Here is an 18,482-nt window from a genome sequence, read left to right on the forward strand (position 1 = left end):
TAAACAGGGCAAGACCTGAAGGAATTGCGCGGGCGGCATTGCCCCCGCTTGCGGTTTCGCCTACATAGCGGGCAATTCCATTTACCCGTGCGGAGCATTTTACCGATGGCACGTCAGTTCATCTACCACATGTCCGGGCTTAACAAGTCCTATGGCGCCAAGAAGATCCTTGAGAACGTCAACCTGTCCTTCTATCCCGATGCCAAGATCGGTATTCTCGGCCCGAACGGTGCCGGTAAATCGACGGTTTTGCGCATTATCGCCGGTCTCGACAAGGAATATACCGGTGAAGCCTGGCTCGCCGAAGGCGCGACCATGGGCTATCTGGAGCAGGAACCGAAGCTGAACCCTGATAAGACCGTGTTCGAAAACGTCATGGAAGGCGTTGCTTCCAAGACTGCCGTCCTCGACCGTTACAACGAGTTGATGATGAATTACTCGGACGAGACGGCGGACGAGGGCGCAAAGCTTCAAGATATTATCGACAGCCAGAACCTCTGGGATCTGGAAAATCAGGTCGAAATGGCGATGGATGCGCTGCGTTGCCCGCCCGGCGACAGCGATGTGACCAGCCTTTCCGGTGGTGAACGCCGCCGCGTGGCGCTGTGCAAGCTGCTGCTGTCAAAGCCCGACCTGCTGCTGCTCGACGAACCAACCAACCATCTGGACGCTGAAACCATCGGCTGGCTGGAAAACCACCTGCGGGAATATCCCGGCTCCGTGCTGATGATTACCCACGATCGCTACTTCCTGGACAATGTCACCGGCTGGATTCTCGAACTCGACCGTGGCCGTGGCATTCCTTACGAAGGCAATTACTCGGCCTATCTGCAAGCCAAGGCCAAGCGCCTGATGCAGGAAAGCCGCGAAGATGCGTCGCGCCAGAAGGCGCTGTCGCGCGAGCAGGAATGGATCGCATCCAGCCCGAAGGCCCGTCAGGCCAAGTCCAAGGCGCGTATCAAGTCCTATGAGCAGTTGGTGGAAGCGGCTGACAAGCAGCGTCCCGGCGATGCGCAGATCATCATTCCCGTCAGCGAACGACTGGGCCAGGTGGTGATCGAACTGGACGGGATTTCCAAGTCCTATGGTGACCGTCTGCTGATCGACAATCTGAGCCTGAAACTGCCGCCAGGCGGCATTGTCGGCGTGATCGGCCCGAACGGTGCCGGTAAGACGACGCTGTTTCGGATGATCACCGGCCAGGAAACGCCGGATTCCGGCACGGTCAAAGTCGGCGATAGCGTGCAGCTCGGTTATGTCGACCAGAGCCGCGATACTTTGGCTGCCGACAAGACGGTTTGGGAAGAAATTTCCGGTGGTGCCGAAATCATCAAGCTCGGCAAGTTCGACATGAACTCCCGCGCTTATTGCGGTGCCTTCAACTTCAAGGGCGGCGACCAGCAACAGAAGGTCGGCAATCTCTCCGGCGGTCAGCGCAACCGCGTGCATCTGGCCAAGATGCTGAAGGCTGGCGGCAATGTTCTGCTGCTCGACGAACCGACCAACGACCTCGATACCGAAACGCTCGGTGCGCTGGAAAATGCGCTGGAAAGCTTTGCCGGCTGCGCGATCATCATCTCGCATGACCGCATGTTCCTCGACCGTCTGGCCACCCACATTCTCGCCTTCGAAGGCGACAGCCACGTGGAATGGTTCGAAGGCAATTTCGAGGACTATGAAAAGGACAAGATCCGCCGCTTGGGCGCCGAAAGCGTCAATCCGAAGCGCGTCAGCTACAAGCGCCTGACCCGGTAATCTTGATTATTGACGGCCCCGGGATGGCTTTGTCCATATTGGGGTCGGTTTTCGTTATCATAATTTTAACAGTATATTAGATGTTAGTGTGATGAAGTTCATCCAGAGGTTTAGCGCCTGTGGGGGATTATGTTTTCTATACGTAACGTTCTGGTTTCAGTCTTTCTTATTATCAGCATTGCCTTGGGCGCCATGGTGTCGCGATCGCTCTATGTCGCTTACAACCAGTTCGGCGTGTTCCGCGATGTCGCAAAACTGACGGCGGTCAATAAGGCGCTGTTTGATTTTCTGCTGAATTACCGTCTGGAACGCGGCCATAGCAACACCGTCTTTATCACAAGCCCTGAAAAGGCTGGAACGACTGCGAAGGATGTTCCTGTCGATCGCCAGAAGGTGGACGCGGCGATGCAGGATTTTACCGCAGCGGTCACCGTTGTCGGTTCCCCCGAATTCACGGCGATGTTGAACAGGATCAAAGGGCATTACGACACGATCGTCTCGATGCGCCAGCCGCTTGATGCGCAGTTTTCGCTTCCGCTGGAAAGTCGCAATAAGGATTTGAATGTAAAGCAGCTTTCCTATGGCGATACCGTGCTTGACGATCTCGAAAAAAGCTCGGTTTTCACCGAATCTGCCATTCGTACGCTGGATAACAGCTTGACGGATCTTTTGCAGGTCAGAACCAATGCGTGGGTCGCGCGCTCGGCGGCCGGTGCGGAAAACATCCTGCTCAACAAGGCTATCGCTCTGCAAAAACCTCTTGCTATGCCGGATGTGCTTGAAGTCGCGAACCAGCATTCAAAAATCATGTCCGGCTGGCTTCAGGTTCGCGCGCTCGTCAATCATTCGACGATGCTGGAGGAATTGAAGCAGGCCCTCGCCAATGCCGAGACAGGGTATTTTTCCGGCCCATTCGCGGATATGCGCGACACTCTTTACAAAAAAGTTGTAGCTGGCGAGCCGACGGATTTGACGCTGGATAAATGGCTGTCGCCAAGTTCCAAAGCGCAGGCCAGCATAGCCGGTGTCGTGGTCACGGCCATGAAGGTTGTGAACGATAAAGCCAACGGGTTGGCTAATTCGGCCTTCTCCATGGTTATTTTGTATAGCGCCTTGCTCGCTGGCTCAATCATCTTGACCATTGCAGGCATGGCGATTGTCGTAAGGCGCGTTGTTGCTCCCATCGGTACTCTTACACAGTCCATGCGAACCCTTGCCGATGGCGATACGCAGAAAAATATCCCCTTCACCATCCGTCAGGATGAAGTGGGAGCCATGGCCCGCTCGGTCGAGATTTTCCGGGAGGCGGCCATTCGCAACAAGCAGCTTGAGACTGAAACCGAGGAGATGCGGCGTCGGGGTGAGCTTGAGCGCATTGAAGTTCAGCGCGTTGCCGAAGCGGAGGCCGAGGAGCGCCTGAACCGGGCAACCGGTTCGCTTGCATCCGGTTTGAAGCGCCTGGCGTCCGGGGATATGCTTTGTGAAATCCGCGAGGAATTCGCTCCACGGTTTGAAGCGCTTCGTCATGACTTCAACCGCTCTGTCGAGCAATTGCGAACGGCCTTGCTGAACGTCGGCAGTGCCGCGCATGCGGTGCGCAATGGCAGTGGGGAAATCTCCCAGGCGTCCGACAATCTGGCAAAGCGCACGGAGCAGCAGGCGGCCTCCCTGGAGCAGACTGCCGCAGCCCTTGAGCAGATTACCGTCAATGTCAGGGCAACGTCGCAGCGCACGGGCGATGCGCGCGATCTGGTGCGCAATACCCGCACACGCGCCGAGCATTCCGGAGCGGTGGTGGGCAATGCGGTCACGGCCATGGGGCGTATCGAAGAGGCATCCTCAAAGATCACCCAGATCATCAGCGTCATCGATGAGATCGCGTTTCAGACCAATCTCCTGGCGCTCAACGCGGGCGTCGAGGCAGCGCGCGCCGGGGAGGCGGGCAAGGGCTTCGCCGTCGTTGCTCAGGAAGTACGCGAGCTTGCCCAGCGTTCCGCCAACGCCGCCAAGGAGATCAAGGCGTTGATTGCCAATTCGGAAGTGGCGGTGGGCGATGGCGTGAGACTTGTGAACGATACCGGCAAGGGCCTGAGCGAAATCGCCGAACTCGTGCAGGCCATCAATGCGCATATGGATGCTATCGCGACGGCGGCGCAGGAACAGTCGGTCGGCCTCGGCGAAGTCAATACCGCCGTCAATCATATGGACCAGGCCACCCAACAGAATGCGGCCATGGTGGAGGAAATGAGCGCGGCAGGGGCGGGCCTTGCCAGTGAAGCAATCAGGCTTGCCGAACTGTTGGCGAATTTCGAGACGGGCGAGCAAAAGGCCGGTTTGTCTCCCGCACCGACAGCTGGCCAGTATCGATCCGCCCGACCGGCTGCGACAGCCCCGGCTCGTATGGAGCGGCAGGCAGCTCCCCTCACGCGCCCCAGCCGGGCGGTAGCCGCTCCAAGCCGAGGCAGCGCCGCCGTTGCCGTTTCGAAGGATGCCTGGGAAGAATTCTGAAATCCTCTCCAATACAAAAAAGCCCTGCATCTTTCAGATGCGGGGCTTTTCCGCTTAAGGGGAGACCCCGTCCGCAGCTTGAGAAAATTATGCCTGGAAAATTCCGATGGCATTTTTGAATTATGTGATCTGCTGCTTACTGTAGTTGAGGGGCAGTAAGAAAATACGCAGCCTCAAGTTGATTCCGTTTGTTTTAATTTACTTACGGAAAAATAATCAATTTCTCGCAAATTGGAAATCACTATGAGTTTTTGCCGCTCTATGCGGTGAATTCTGTGATTTTCGGGGGGTATTTATGCGAATTATTTCCGCTTTGTCATTTAAGGTGCTTTTAACAAGTCTTGGGATCGTGCCATTGATGGCGGCCATCGTGCTTGGTGCGATCCTGAGCTGGGAGGCCTGGGATAACTATACGAAAACGTCCAAGGCCGTGACGCTGGAGCAACTGGCACGGGATGGGGGCAATCTGTTGGTGGTCATGCCTCTGGAGGGCGCGGCGTCGCCGGCAGCCAGGGCAGAGGCACGGGCAACATCGGATGCGGCCTATGCGAAAGTGGTGAGCGCCTATAACAACGCCATCGCCGCTGGCTATGATGATGCAATCCTGAACGGCCTGAACAACCGGCTCGTTGACGCCTTCTCCAGGATTGGCGAATTTCGCTCTGCCGTCGATGCCGATCGCGTCGATCCGATCATGCCGCTGAAATATCTCCAGCCTATTTCCGCCATGGGAATGGAATTGGCCGGTCGTGCCGCCAATCTGGTCGATGATCGCCTGTTGTCACAAGGTATCCAGGGCTATTATTCCCTGTTGCAGGTCAACGATTCCTATCTGATCATCAACCGGATCGGCCAAGTTTATATGCAAAAGGGCACGCTGTCTCCCGAAGAGGCAGCCCGGTTCCATGCCGGATTCAATAAGGCCTCGATTTACATGAAGCCGATGCAGCAATTCCTGCCCAAGCCGTTGATGGATCGTTACGAGCAGTTCTGGCGAGGAAGCGATGCTGTGCCTGTCCAAAGTGCCGTCGACGCGATGTCCGTGGGGCGTACATATACCCCAGCGGCAGGCGATCTCGACACCTGGGACAAGATCATGGCCAAGCGACGGGATGTCGTTGCCGACCTGATCAAATCCTCATCGCAAGATCTGGGTGCCTTTGCCGATGCGCAGCTGTCGGACGCGCGTAACTCCTTCTATTTTATGGTGACGGCTCTCGGCATCCTGGTTTTGATCACCGCCGTGTTCAGCATTTCGGTCCTGCGGGTTCTCTCGAATGCCATTCGCCGGATCTCAAGCCGGATGACCGGCCTTGCCGAGGGCGACAAGGCTGGCGCTATTCCCTATCTCGACCGCAAAGATGAGATCGGCGACATCGCCCACTCGGTCGAGGTGTTCCGCCAGGCCGCGCTTCGCAACGATGAACTGGAACGGTCGGCCCAGGAAAACCGCCGTCTTGCCGAGATCGAGCGCGAGGAAATGCAGGCCAAGGCCGAGGCGGAGGCAAACGAACGTCTCACCCGCGCCACCGGGGCCTTGGCCTCCGGACTCCGCCAGCTGGCGGCGGGCGATTTGCTTTGCGAAATCCAGGAGCAGTTTTCACCGCAGTTCGAAGCCTTGAGGCATGACTTCAATACATCGGTCAACCAGTTGCGGTCCGTCCTGATTTCCGTTGGCATATCCGCGAGCGGCGTACGCAATGGCAGCGGTGAGATTTCTGATGCCTCCAACGATCTTTCCAAGCGGACCGAAACCCAGGCGGCCTCCCTGGAACAGACAGCGGCGGCTCTGGAAGAAATCACCGCCAATGTGAAGTCGACCTCGCTGCGAACCGGCCAGGCCCGTGATCTCGTTCGGGATGCCCGCGGCCGTGCCGACAGGTCCAGCAATGTGGTCGGCAATGCGGTGACGGCGATGGGCCGGATCGAGAATGCGTCTCGGCAGATTGTCCAGATCATCGGGGTGATCGACGAAATCGCTTTCCAGACCAATCTGCTGGCGCTGAACGCCGGTGTCGAGGCGGCCCGTGCGGGTGAGGCGGGCAAGGGCTTTGCTGTCGTTGCCCAGGAAGTGCGTGAGCTTGCGCAGCGTTCTGCCAATGCAGCAAAGGAAATCAAACAGCTGATCGGCAATTCGGAAGTCGCGGTTTCCGAGGGGGTCAAGCTGGTCCATGATACGGGTGAGGGCCTCGGCGCCATCGCGAAGGTGGTCGAGGAGATCAATGAGCATATGGATGCCATCGCGACAGCCGCCCAGGAGCAATCGGTGGGGCTTGGCGAAGTCAATGTCGCCGTCAACCATATGGACCAGGCCACGCAGCAGAATGCCGCCATGGTCGAAGAGATGAATGCTGCCGGGGCAGGGCTTGCCGATGAAGCGGCGAAGCTCTCGGAATTGCTGGCGAATTTCAAGACGGGCCACCAGAACTCCAGTCGTGCTACGGCCTCCGCAGGACGGGCGGATTTCGCACGCCAGCGGGTGGCCTAAAACTCGTCAGGGAAAAATCGAACCCGATTTTTCCGAAAAGACAACGATGCCATGCCTGTTTGGTTCAAGAGACAGGGCTTTCAATGCCGCCGGTGGCACCAGTCACCGGCGGATTTTTGTTGATTCACCGTGCAGGGAGGATAGTGAACGGCAATTTGGGGCTTGCGAAAATTATGCGCATCACATAAAGATATGTTTATATCTTGATTGACGGAAGCGACATGAGCATGTCTTTTACATTGGACGGTCTGGTCGATCTTCTCAAGGCGGCAGGTGAACCAACCCGCCTGCGTCTGCTGGCGCTTCTGGCGGCGGGAGATCTGACCGTATCTGACCTGACCGACATTCTGGGGCAATCCCAGCCGCGTATCTCGCGCCATCTCAAGCTTCTGGCTGAGGCGGAACTGGTGGATCGTTACCAGGAAGGTGCCTGGGCCTATTTTCGTTTGAAACAGGAGGGGGCTGCGGGCGATCTCGCGCGTCACCTGTTGGCGGTTGCCTCTACGTCCGATCCTGTTTTGGCGCGTGACGGTGAGCGGCTTGGAGCGGTTAAACGGGCGCGGGCGGAAAAAGCGCAGGCCTATTTCAGTCGCAATGCCGCCGAATGGGACGAGTTGCGTCGGCTGCATATCAATGACCGCGAGGTCGAGGATGCATTGGTGAAGCTGATCGGCGAAGATACAGTCGAGGCTCTGCTGGATCTCGGCACCGGCACCGGGCGTATCCTGCAATTGCTGGAAAGCCGCTATCACCGGGCGGTGGGCATCGATGCCAGCCGCGACATGCTGGCGGTTGCCCGGGTCAATCTTGACAAAGCTGGTGTGGCCAAGGCTGCTGTGCGCCAGGGCGATATTCTCAATCTGCCGCTCGATGGTGGCGAGTTCGATGTGGTGATCATTCATCAGGTACTGCATTTCCTGGTGGAGCCGGAACTGGCGCTGAACGAGGCGGCGCGTATGCTGAAGCCCGGCGGCCGGCTGGTGATCATCGATCTTGCACCGCATAAACTGGAGCATTTGCGCGAGGATCATGCGCATGTGCGGCTGGGGTTTTCCCATCAGTTGATGGAGGGCTGGCTCGTCAAAACCGGTTTTGACGTCACAAACGCAATCGATATTGCGCCAAACCACAGGGATGGGGAGGCGCTTACGGCAACAATCTGGCTGGCGACCTATGGTCAAGCCACAGCATCCGTGGCGCAGCAGGCCGCGCGGGCGGGAGTTTACTGATGGCACATACATCTTCCAAAAGAGATCAGGCGCGGCCCTTCAAGCTGTCCTTTGAATTCTTTCCGCCGAAATCCGAGGAAATGGAAGCTCAACTCTGGGCCACGGTCGATGAACTCACCGGCTGGGAGCCGGAATTCGTCTCCGTTACCTATGGCGCTGGCGGCACCACCAAGGCGCCGACCCTGGCCGCCGTGCGCCGCTTGCTGGCGGAAACGCCGCTCGCCACCGCATCGCATCTCACCTGCGTCGGTGCGACGCGCGAGGAAATCACCCAGGTGGTCGAGGATTTTCGGGCCGTTGGCGTCAAGCATTTTGTGGCGCTACGCGGCGATCCGCCGACCGGTGTCGGTTCAGCCTATCAACCGCATCCAGGTGGCTTTGAAAACGCGGCAGCCCTGGTGAAGGGCCTGAAAGAGCTTGGCGATTTCGAGATCTCTGTCTCCGCCTACCCGGAAAAGCATCCGGAAAGCGCCGATCTCGCCATGGATCTCGACATGTTGAAACGCAAGGTCGACAATGGCGCGACCCGGGCGCTCACCCAGTTTTTCTTCGATAACGATATTTTCGAACGCTATCTCGACAAGGTACGGGCCGCCGGGATCAACATTCCTATCGTGCCAGGCATCATGCCGATCCTTAACCTCACGCAGCTGAAACGCTTTGCCGGAATGTGCGGTACATCCGTTCCCGCCATACTGGACCAGCGTTTCGAAGGGCTGGACGACAAGCCCTTCGAACGCACCAGCGTTGCCGCTGCACTGGCTGCCGAGCAGATCGCCGACCTGCAGGGGCGCGGCATCGACGAATTCCACATCTATACGATGAACCGGGCCCCGCTGGTCAATGCCACGCTGGAACGGCTGGGATTGCAGCGCTCCGATACCGTCGTCTCCAGTCCGGCAGGGGTTGTGGCGTAAAGCGCGCAACAATTTTGCGATAACGACCACGATAAAACAAAACTAAAGCGTCAGACGCTCCCCTGAGCGTGACGCTTAAGCACGTGGACCAGTGCGGGGCCTGATACTTCTATGCGTTCATGAGCCGGTCGACTGAACATTCTTGCTCAATAAAAACCGCCGTGCGCCATCGAGGGCGCACGGCGTTTTTAGCATCGTTGATTATGAAAAGTGTTATGGCGGTCCATGCCGCCGCCGCATACGGTGTTGGAGTTCTTGTCGTTGTCGTCCTCAGATGAAAAGCATCGCTGCGACAAAAAGAAACGCTACTCCGACTGCCAGGATGTTGAACGAACGTGTCAGTCCCATCTCGGTCTCCCTTGCGTTAACAGTTAAAGAATATGACCGTTTCGTGTCATTTGAAAAGCGAAATTTGTGCTGCGTTGCAGCAGCCTGCCTGTATAAACCATTGGAAGAAAAGGTAACGCACGGAAACATATTGTTAAAATCGCGTGATAACGAAATATTTCATCGTTAATGACAGCGCCGTCATCTGCAAGAACCTGACCCAATCCTGGACGGGAGAATCGCATCTTGGTTCAGGTCAGGAATTTCGCAGCGCGGTTGGCGTTCCGCCATGCAGTTTCCTCCAGGCTCGGCGCATGTGCCGGGTGGAGGCAAAGCCTGCACGTTCCGCCACCGTTTCCATATCCAGCCGCGATCCTGTCACCAGTTGGTGCGCCAGCGCCACCCGGACGCGGTTGACGTAATCGCTGACGCTCATCCCCGTCTGGTCGTTGAACAACCGGGAAAGCGTGCGGGCACTGGTGGCGGCGATTGAGGCCATGCTGGCCACCGTCCAGTCCCGGGCAGGATCGGCTGAAACGGCATCCTGAACCTTGTGAATAGCGGGGTGCAGGTGGTTGCGTCCTTCCAGCCAGGGGGAAAGCTGCGGATCGCCGCCCGCCCGCCGCAGATAGACGACAAGATAGCGGGCGGCGCTGAGTGCTGTTGCATGGCCTGCCTCTTGCGCCACCAGCGCCAGCATCATGTCGATCCCGGCGGTAATACCGGCTGTGGTCAGCCGATCCCGGTCCTCGACATAGAGGCGGTTTTCCAGCACCCGTGCTGTTGGGGCCAGCCGTTGCAGATCGGCGGTTGCCGCATGATGGGTGGTGCAGGCATAGCCTTCCAGCAAGCCAGCGCGCGCCGCCAGCATGGCGCCTGAGCAAACCGCCACGAGCTTGATGCCGGGCCGGACCACGCGCCGCAGCCAGGCGACAATTGCCGCTTCCTGCGCCAGATCCTCGGGAAGGTGTGCAGCGTCCGTGGCGCCAAGTGGCTGGCTGGCATTGCCGGGGACAACGATCACCGCACCATCAGGCACGGTTTCTGGCAGCGGGCCAATCCCGGCAAGTTCGATTCCGATCGAGCTGGTGACGGTCGCGGATGGGCCGACATAGCGAACAGCAAACTGCACGGCTTGCTGTTCGAGATTGGCTTTGCGCAGCACTTCCATCGGTCCGGCGAGATCCAGCAGCAATGCACACGGCGGCACGACGACGATCATGTCGATCAGGCGCGGTGGCTGGATCTGCTCCTTCATGGTTATGCCGCTGCGTTTAATGACGCAGGGGTAAGCGCCTGCTCGACCGTGGCAATGCGGGCGAAGCGGCCAGCCAGCACCAGTTCGGTACGGGCGCGGATCTCCGCTGCACTCCATTCACGACCCTGCTCGTCAGTCATCGGGAAGGTGAGGGTGGCTTCACCAACGAAATCGACGCTGTAGCCGAGGTCAGATGCATGGCGCGTCGTGGTTTCGCAGCATTGCTCCGTGCGAATGCCGGAGACGATCAGATGGCGGATAGTGTTGCGGGTCAGCCAGACATCCAGCCCTGTGCCGACCAGTGCGCTGTGGCGGGTCTTGCGAAACACCGCGTCCGGCGTAATCGTCAGCGGCGACAGTGTGGTGACGAAGCCAGAGACTTCGCTGAACGGGCCGGTCTCTTCCACATGAAAGATCTGCACCGTAGGAATGCCCGCCTTCCGGGCGCCATCGATTAGCGCCTGTTGGCGCTCCAGATAGGCAGGCAAGGCTTCTTCGCGGAAATAGGGACGGTGGCGAAAGGATTGCTGTGCATCGATAACCAGCAGGGCGCAGTTGGCCAGCAGGGCGCAGTTGGAATGTGTCATGGTCATTGCCTCTATGGGAGTGTCTATCGCTGAAGATGTTACCAGTCTAGCGATGAAAACCCTCGGCGAAATACCGCTTCCTGACGAGGATGGGACAAATCACGCCAATCTTTATTGTCTATACGGTCCACTCTGTCGAGCACGAAAAAGCCGCGCATCCTTCTGCATAATTTTATCCTTAAATCGATTTTTCTTTAAGGAGCTATTCAGCAGCCTTTTGTTTATGCACCGACCCAAACTCCGCTAACGCACCCATCAGATTTATCCGAAAACCGGCTCTTAATTTTCGGTTCAATGCTCTATTTTACTTCAGTCTCTTTCCGCTGTATGAGCGCCACACCACCCAGTATCATGGTGAGGCCCAGGCCGGTGAAGCTGTAGGACATTTCTGTGCCGTGCAGGATGTCGAGAATGAGACCGGTGCCCATCTGTCCTGCAATGATTAGAATAGCTGTAGCCGTTGCCCCGATGCGGGCGATTAGCCAGCTGCCCGATGCCACGAAGATCACCCCGAGCGCGCCACCAAAAAAGGCGTAGAGCGGCGCTTCGAAAACACCTGGACGCGAAAGTTCGCCATAGGCCAGACCCAATATAGTTAGTACGGCAAAGCCAACGATATGGTTCCAGAAAGACGCCACGAGAGCGGTGGTGGTAAGGCTCAGTCTGCCATTCAACTGGCGGCTCAGGCTAATGAGGACGCCGGCGATTGCGGCAAAAAGGATTGAAACCATCATAATTTATTTTCCATAGAAAACCATGAGGCAACTGCCAGCGACAATCAGGATCATGGCTGCCACGTCCCGGAACGCCACCCGCCGCGCTGACAAGCCAAACAATCCCCACCAGTCTGCGGCGAGGCTGAAAAGCCCTTGTCCTACAAGCGTTAGGGCAATCGTTCCCGAAAGCGCGATGGGTGAGTTTACTGCAAGGCTGATGAGAATAACCGTGGCAGATCCGGATACGCCGCCAAGGTAAGCCCATGCCGGAGCCTGCGAGGTGACTTTGAGTTGTTCTTTCCGGCCAAAGGCGGCGAACACGAGCATAAACACCAGTGCTGTTATTGTGCCGCTGCCATGGGCAATCCAGGATGCGAGCACGGCACCGCCGTGCATTGTCAGCACACCATTCAAATGCGCCATCACGGCCAAAAGGCCACCCGAGCCAAGGGCGGCGGTGAGGGATAGGATTTTCGGATTCACGGCCACGTTTTGCGCTCTAAAAAATAATAAACTCTGCTCTGAAATTGTTGCTTGCGTCCATAGGATGCATATCTGCGAACGTACACGTCCGCAAGTATCAAGATCACCTCTGGATGGTTTCGCCCATCCATTCCGGCTGTAGCAACGTTATGTGCGCTATAAAGCGCCGCTTTTGCAACGGCTGCATCCTTAGATTGACAAAATAAAAAAATCAACTAATTGTCGCGCCGACAAAAGGTAAGATGTTTTTTTATAATGAATTTCAGCACCTCGGGGAGGCACTGAAGCTCTTAATTTCTTTGTTTTTATGCATTTCCAGTTGGCAAATCCGTTCCAAATTTTTCCTGGAAATGCTCAGGCATTTGTTAACATCGTTTTTCAGGAGGCATCATGTTAGGCAGCCATGTTCAACAGGAAATTGTCGAGTTGATGCGCTATGCCGACCTGGTTTCGAAAAAAGGCTATGTCTGTAATCAATTGGGCAACATCGCCCTTCGCTCAAAAAAACAGGACGAACTTGCTGAAAGCCTGATCCTGACGAAACATAAAGGCATTTCACTTGAGGAAATGACCCGTGACAACATCATCGCGATCGGCCTGGAATCCAACAGGCTCTATCTTGGCGATGTGCTTCCAAGCATCGGTCACGCTCTGAACAGGGAAATCTTTCTGTGCCGCCCGGATGTGATGGCGGTCATACATGTTCACGCTGACGAGCTGATTGCCTATTTCTCGCTATTTTATCAACGTCGCTTCCGTTTTATCTCAGCAGATGCGGCGGCCATTCTGGGTGCTCCGGTCGAGATTTTTCCACCGGAACTGAATGTTGAGGTCGATGCTGCCCAGGCCTCGGCGGCAATCATGAGAACAAACACGCTCATCCTTGCCAATCACGGCATTACCACTTACGGCGCCAGTCTCTCTCAGGCTTATCATCGCCTGAATAGCATGGTGGCGGAGGTGCGCCGGATCATGATGGCCACGGAACTTGCCCATCTCGCATCCGCCTCTGTTAACTACCTTAACGACAGCGAGGAGCAGGAATTATACGAATTGGCAAAAAGAATTTGATTGCACATGCTGTGCTTCGAACCGCGACATTGCATTGTTTGGTGTAAATCCCTGCTTCTCTTCTGGACCTGCCAATGATTACCGAATTCTGCCACGCAACGGCAATCAGCCCCATCGACGGTCGTTATTTTCAAAAGGTCGGAGATCTGAGCCGATATTTTTCAGACTTTGCGTTGGTGAAAACACGTCTGAAGGTCGAAATTGAGTATTTCATTCGTCTATGGCATGCCATTGGACACGGCGAGCAGTCATTGTCAGTTGCTGATACTGCCAGCCTGCGGAAGTACCATGATGGATTTTCTCTCGAAGATTACGAGGAAATTCAGACCATAGAGCGGGAAACTCGGCACGATGTAAAGGCGGTGGAAATTTTCCTGAAGCGGCGTATATCAACGCTGTTGGGAAGCCGGGCGGCTGAGTTGGTCCATTTCGGATTGACCTCTCAGGACATCAACGATGTCGCTATTCCGTTCCTGCTGCGGCTGTCGCTTGCCGATATCCTTGTACCGGAGCTTGAAACGCTTGCCGCTTCGATAGAAGGGCTTTCGGAAACGTTGCGATTCGTGACCTTCATAGCACGGACGCATGGTCAGCCCGCTTCACCAAGTACCTTCGGAAAAGAGTTTCGCGTGTTTGCAAATCGCCTGCGTGGTGAGTTGGATCTGCTCAAAGCTATTCCCCACTATGGCAAATTCGGCGGTGCAACTGGCAATTTGAACGCTCATATTCTTGTTTACCCGGATATTGACTGGGTCACCTTTGGTGCTGAGTTCCTTCACGACGAGTTTGGCCTTGTCAAAAGCGCGCTGACAACCCAGATCAACAACCATGAAGGTCTGGCACGGATCTTTGATTGCCTGTCACGAATCGCCGCGATTTTGCAGGACCTGTCGCAGGATGTCTGGCTCTATCTTTCGCTTGGTTTGCTGACCTTGAGGTCTGAGAAGAGCGAAGTAGGCTCTTCCGCCATGCCACATAAGGTCAACCCAATCAGCTTTGAGAATGCAGAGGGGAACCTTCAGATGGCCTCAGCGATTTTTTCATTTCTGAGCCGTAAGTTGCTGGTGTCTCGGCTTCAGCGCGATCTGACCGATTACACACTGAAGCGCAATATAGGCGTGCCGATGGCGCATCTGTTGCTTTCCGTGAAGAATATCGGCGAGGGGCTGTCACGCATTATCGCCCATGAGGCGAATATCGCGTCCGATCTTGAAAGACATTTTGTCGTGGTTGCGGAAGGTATTCAAACCATCCTTCGTGCAGAGGGCATTCCTCAATCCTACGATCTTGTGAAAAATCTGGTGAGAGGCACGTCAATCGGTCGGGCTGAACTCGTACATTGGATCGAAGGACTTACAGTTTCCGAGGACATTAAACGGAAATTGGCGGAATTGTCTCCTGAAACCTATATCGGAAATGCCAAATGCTTCTAGATTTCACAGGCGGTGGTTACTGTGTCTTAGATTACGACGACACCGTCATGCAGACACGCCAATGCAAGATCTCTGCCATCGTGGAACTCGGTCGCAGAATGTTCAGCCGTGACATTGCGCGACAGGAGATTGAAAAGCACTGGGGAATTGCCCACACAGCGCTTTTCGAAACCGTTTTCTCCATTTCCGGCTCCGAGCTGGACGCCGCCCTTTCGCAGTATGCGGCCATGGATAGCGAGTTTCCCTTGATCCCGCACAGGGAAGCGAAATCCGCCCTCGAATGGTTGCAAACGAAGTATAAGCTCATCATCGTCTCCTCCTGCGAGCGGCAATTGATTGAGCGACAACTCGCTGCAAGTGAGCTTTCCACTCTTAAACCCGCAAGAATTTACGGCTGTTTTGACACCAAGTTTCACAAGCCTTCGGGTAGGGTTTTTGATGAAATGCTTGTCGAGTTTCCTGATCTCGATAAAGCCAACACAGTCTACATTGGTGATGGCATCAAGGACATGCAGGCCGCACGCGATGCAGGCCTTGCGTTTATCGGTGTGGATCGCGCGGAAATGGAGACGGCTGCGATTCTAGCCGCGGGAGGAAGCGTCTTCTCATCCTTGTCGCAGATCGCTGAACGGTTAATGCGAGGGCATGATGCTGCGTGACGGCGACCGTCAAAGGCTTTTGGTGGCCATCACTGAGAGTATGAGTGCGACGCCATTGTGCGATTCCAATGGCATTATGCGGCCGCGTTATCTTAACAGTCACAAGCTGCTTGCATCCCCGGCAATTCTTCGGCTGTGCAGCGAAATATTGCATGATTTCGTTCAACGGACGGACGCGACATATCTTGTCGGACTTGCCATGGGCGGGTGTTGTCTTGCCGGCGCAATCAGTGTTTTGAGTGTTGAAACGGCGCGCCCAATTCCTGTGGCAATGATCCGCGACCGCGAAAAGACCCATGGCTATGTCGGATTGCTAAATCATGACATTGGATCGGGCCAGAAGGTCTGTATCATAGATGATGTGATCAGTACCGGCGCATCCATGCGAAGGGCACTTGATATATTGGCACGCCAGGATGCGACGGTGGTTGGCATTGCCGCCGCGATACGGCGCGGCGACACCGGTGTCGAGGCTCTGGAAAGCCTTGGTCATAAGGTCCATACGATTGTTGATCTTTACGAGGCAAAAACGGAGCTAACAGCATCGCCCGTTTAGTCAAGCGCATCTCAGATGCTGTCGCCGCGTAATGGGCAACACGATAAATCATTGAAAGCGGATCTTCGTATTCTTCGTTACGGCACATGGGCATAAAAAGGCCGCCCATCCTTCGGATGCGCGGCCTCACAGCCTCTGGCTTTTTTATATCTTACAGCGCTGCCAGAAGTGCTGGCGTTGGCCAGCCATCGGCGGGGATGTTGCGCTTCAGCTGTTCCTTCTGCACGGCGTCGCGGGTGCCGCCGCCCAGAATGCCGTCGATCTCGCCGACGTCATAGCCGAGGCCCTTCAGCTTGGTCTGCAATTCCTTCATCTGCACATCGGTCAATCCCTGTTCCGGATTACCCTTCAGATAAGCCTCGGCACCTTCGAGACGTGTGGCGAAATAGGCGGCAGAGGTCGTGTAGATAAACGACTTGTTCCATTCCAGATAGATGCCGAAATTGGGATAGGTGATGAAGGCCGGTCCCTTGCGGCCTTGCGGCAGCACCAGTTCGCCTTCCAGATCGGCAAATTTGGTGTTGCCGTCACGCGGCTTGACGCCAAGCTTGAACCAGTCGCCCGCCTTCATGCCGCTATCGAAGCCGCTCTTTTCCCAGGGCAGGGTGTCCGGCACGGTGACTTCCTGAATCCACGGTTCGCCACGCTTGAAGCCGAGATGCTGGATGAATTTGCCTGCCGTCATGATCGCATCGGGTGAGCTGGATTTCAGCGCCACATGGCCATCGCCGTCGCCATCGACGCCGAAAGCAACGATATCCTTGGGGAGCATCTGTACTTGGCCAACTTCACCGGCCCAGGCGCCGGTATTGGTGGCGGGGTCGAGATCGCCGTGCTGGACCATGGTGATCAGCGCCAGCAATTGCGGGCGAAACAGTTCCGGGCGACGGCAATCATGCGCCAGCGTTACCAGCGCGTTGCGGGTGTTGAAATCGCCCTGCACAGCGCCGAAATCCGTTTCCATCGCCCAGAAGGCGGCGATCACGCCGGGGGCAACGCCGTATTCCTTTTCGGCCCGGTCGAAGACCGCGCTATATTGCTGCAATTTCTGCTTTCCCTGGTCCAACCGGCCTTTGGAAACGGTGCGGGTGGAAAATTCGGTAAAGGTCTGCTTGAACACGCCCTGGGCGCGGTCGCGGCCCAGCACCTTCTGGTCGATCTGCGCACCGGCCAGCGCCTTGTCCGCAGCCTCGGCCGAGGCGCCGTTGGCGACGGCTTCCGCCTTGACGCCAGCCAGGAAAGCGGTGAGATCACCACCGCATTGCGGTGCCTGGGCAAAGGCCGTGCCGGCCATAAGGCCGCTCAACGCGGCTGCGAGCGTGAAGCGAGACAGGATATGCATGGATAAAGCCCCCGGATATGAAAAGAACATGCCCCGCTCTGCCGAAGCTTTGTGACAGAAGCATGGAGAGGAGCCGGGTTTTACCCGGCATGACGCAAAACTTCGGTCTACTGCATAATTTCCCCCTGAAATAATTATCAATTTAAGGGGGGGGGAATTATGCAGTAGATTTATAGTGCTACAGCGAACCTTTGTGCGCCATGTGTGGCGCACGGCGCTGTAGAGCGCTCAGTTTGCGGCGGTCTGCTGGGTGGGCATTGAGACGGCCTGTACCCATTTGCGCCAGTTCTGCTGGGTGCCGGCAAAGACGTTGATGTCGGTATCGCCCTTGATGCCGGGGATGACGCCGGTCGAGGTATATTGCCAGAAGGCCCAGCGGCGGTCCGGATAGATTTCCGAGGGGTGTTTGGCGACGGCCCGGACCCAGAAATAATGATCCTGGAACGCGCCTTGCAAATTGTCCTTATGGAAATCGACCGATGTATAGATGATCGGACGCTTGCCATAATAGGCTTCCAACCGGTCCATGAAGCGCTTCATCTCGCTGCGCACCACATCGGCCGGGGGCCGCTTGGTGCAGGTCTTGGAGGTATGGTTCCACTCGACATCCAGAACAGGCGGCATGTCCATCGAGGCTTTCGGCACATTAGCGATGAACCAGTCGGCCTGTTCGTCGGCGCTGGAGCAGAAATAGTAGAAATGATAGGGCGCATGCGGCAGGCCAGCGGCATTGGCCTGCTGCCAGTAATCGGCAAATTTCGGATCGATCACATCCTTGCCTTCGGTGGCCTTGATGAAGGCGAAGGAGACCCCGGACTGGCGCACCTGCATCCAGTTGATATTACCGTTCCATTTCGACACGTCGATGCCGTGGACCTGATGGCGATGCGGGGAATTGATGCCGAAATCCTGCGGGTCCTTGTCCTGGAATTTCGGCTGGATCGAGCCGGTTTCCATGAAGTCGTAGCTCGTCGAGGTGCAGGACGCCATCGCCAAACAAACCGGAATAAGTGCCAGGACCAGCGACCGCATCGAAAACCCATTCATTCAGCTATTATGCCAGGGCAGCGCATGCCCATGGCAAGATCAAAAGACGCGGAAAATTAAGAACTAGAGATAACCAGCCCGACGAAGCCGAACTGGAAAACCTCCA

The 18,482-nt window shown here is 56.3% G+C and carries 15 protein-coding genes; 9 read left to right on the forward strand and 6 right to left on the reverse strand.

All coding sequences use genetic code 11. The features are described 5' to 3' along the window. Positions 1 to 105 precede the first annotated feature (105 nt). From ettA to metF, 5 genes are all read left to right on the forward strand, one after another. Positions 106 to 1,755: an energy-dependent translational throttle protein EttA gene (ettA, locus tag V6582_RS17105; protein ID WP_156632623.1), complete on the forward strand. Its 1,650-nt coding sequence runs from the start codon at positions 106 to 108 to the stop codon at positions 1,753 to 1,755. Between the two features lie 129 nt (positions 1,756 to 1,884). Continuing rightward, positions 1,885 to 4,263: a methyl-accepting chemotaxis protein gene (locus V6582_RS17110; protein WP_156632622.1), complete on the forward strand. Its 2,379-nt coding sequence runs from the start codon at positions 1,885 to 1,887 to the stop codon at positions 4,261 to 4,263. Between the two features lie 295 nt (positions 4,264 to 4,558). Then, complete coding sequence (locus tag V6582_RS17115) at positions 4,559 to 6,751, forward strand: methyl-accepting chemotaxis protein (protein ID WP_156632621.1); 2,193 nt, start codon at positions 4,559 to 4,561, stop codon at positions 6,749 to 6,751. A 227-nt stretch (positions 6,752 to 6,978) separates the two neighbouring features. Continuing rightward, positions 6,979 to 7,980: an ArsR/SmtB family transcription factor gene (locus V6582_RS17120; RefSeq protein WP_156632660.1), complete on the forward strand. Its 1,002-nt coding sequence runs from the start codon at positions 6,979 to 6,981 to the stop codon at positions 7,978 to 7,980. Next, entirely contained in the window at positions 7,980 to 8,897 is a 918-nt protein-coding gene (metF, locus tag V6582_RS17125) for a methylenetetrahydrofolate reductase [NAD(P)H] (RefSeq protein WP_156632620.1), read from the forward strand. Before V6582_RS17120 ends, metF begins: the two co-directional genes overlap by 1 nt. A 583-nt stretch (positions 8,898 to 9,480) precedes the next feature. On the opposite strand, the gene V6582_RS17130 is transcribed toward metF, so the two are convergent. The 4 genes from V6582_RS17130 to V6582_RS17145 form a co-directional block, all read right to left on the reverse strand. Further along, on the reverse strand, positions 9,481 to 10,482 hold the full coding sequence (locus tag V6582_RS17130; protein ID WP_156632619.1) for a GlxA family transcriptional regulator: 1,002 nt from the start codon (positions 10,480 to 10,482) through the stop codon (positions 9,481 to 9,483). Between the two features lie 2 nt (positions 10,483 to 10,484). Next, positions 10,485 to 11,069: an isochorismatase family protein gene (locus tag V6582_RS17135; RefSeq protein ID WP_156632618.1), complete on the reverse strand. Its 585-nt coding sequence runs from the start codon at positions 11,067 to 11,069 to the stop codon at positions 10,485 to 10,487. A gap of 299 nt (positions 11,070 to 11,368) precedes the next feature. Beyond that, complete coding sequence (locus V6582_RS17140; RefSeq protein WP_156632617.1) at positions 11,369 to 11,803, reverse strand: DMT family transporter; 435 nt, start codon at positions 11,801 to 11,803, stop codon at positions 11,369 to 11,371. 3 nt (positions 11,804 to 11,806) lie between these two features. Then, positions 11,807 to 12,274 (reverse strand): DMT family transporter, encoded by a 468-nt coding sequence (locus V6582_RS17145; protein ID WP_337739307.1) that lies wholly within the window; start codon positions 12,272 to 12,274, stop codon positions 11,807 to 11,809. A 384-nt stretch (positions 12,275 to 12,658) separates the two neighbouring features. On the opposite strand from V6582_RS17145, the gene V6582_RS17150 reads away from it, so the two are divergent. The 4 genes from V6582_RS17150 (at position 12,659) to V6582_RS17165 (ending at position 15,987) form a co-directional block, all read left to right on the forward strand. Continuing rightward, entirely contained in the window at positions 12,659 to 13,339 is a 681-nt protein-coding gene (locus V6582_RS17150; RefSeq protein WP_156632616.1) for a class II aldolase/adducin family protein, read from the forward strand. A gap of 74 nt (positions 13,340 to 13,413) precedes the next feature. Then, positions 13,414 to 14,772, forward strand: coding sequence for an adenylosuccinate lyase (purB, locus tag V6582_RS17155; RefSeq protein ID WP_156632615.1), 1,359 nt, complete (start codon positions 13,414 to 13,416; stop codon positions 14,770 to 14,772). Then, positions 14,763 to 15,431 (forward strand): HAD family hydrolase, encoded by a 669-nt coding sequence (locus V6582_RS17160; RefSeq protein WP_156632614.1) that lies wholly within the window; start codon positions 14,763 to 14,765, stop codon positions 15,429 to 15,431. Before purB ends, V6582_RS17160 begins: the two co-directional genes overlap by 10 nt. A 76-nt stretch (positions 15,432 to 15,507) precedes the next feature. Beyond that, on the forward strand, positions 15,508 to 15,987 hold the full coding sequence (locus V6582_RS17165) for an orotate phosphoribosyltransferase (protein ID WP_234889740.1): 480 nt from the start codon (positions 15,508 to 15,510) through the stop codon (positions 15,985 to 15,987). Between the two features lie 151 nt (positions 15,988 to 16,138). Here V6582_RS17165 and V6582_RS17170 read toward each other — a convergent pair whose 3' ends face one another. Next, the gene (locus V6582_RS17170; RefSeq protein ID WP_234889739.1) at positions 16,139 to 17,281 is read right to left on the reverse strand and encodes a lytic murein transglycosylase; all 1,143 of its coding nucleotides are present in this window, start codon (positions 17,279 to 17,281) and stop codon (positions 16,139 to 16,141) included. Positions 17,282 to 17,557: 276 nt separating this feature from the next. Further along, positions 17,558 to 18,361, reverse strand: coding sequence for a glycoside hydrolase family 25 protein (locus V6582_RS17175; protein ID WP_156632611.1), 804 nt, complete (start codon positions 18,359 to 18,361; stop codon positions 17,558 to 17,560). Positions 18,362 to 18,482: the final 121 nt, after the last annotated feature.

Source organism: Agrobacterium vitis (assembly GCF_037039395.1).
GTDB classification, from domain to species: Bacteria; Pseudomonadota; Alphaproteobacteria; order Rhizobiales; family Rhizobiaceae; genus Allorhizobium; species Allorhizobium vitis_E.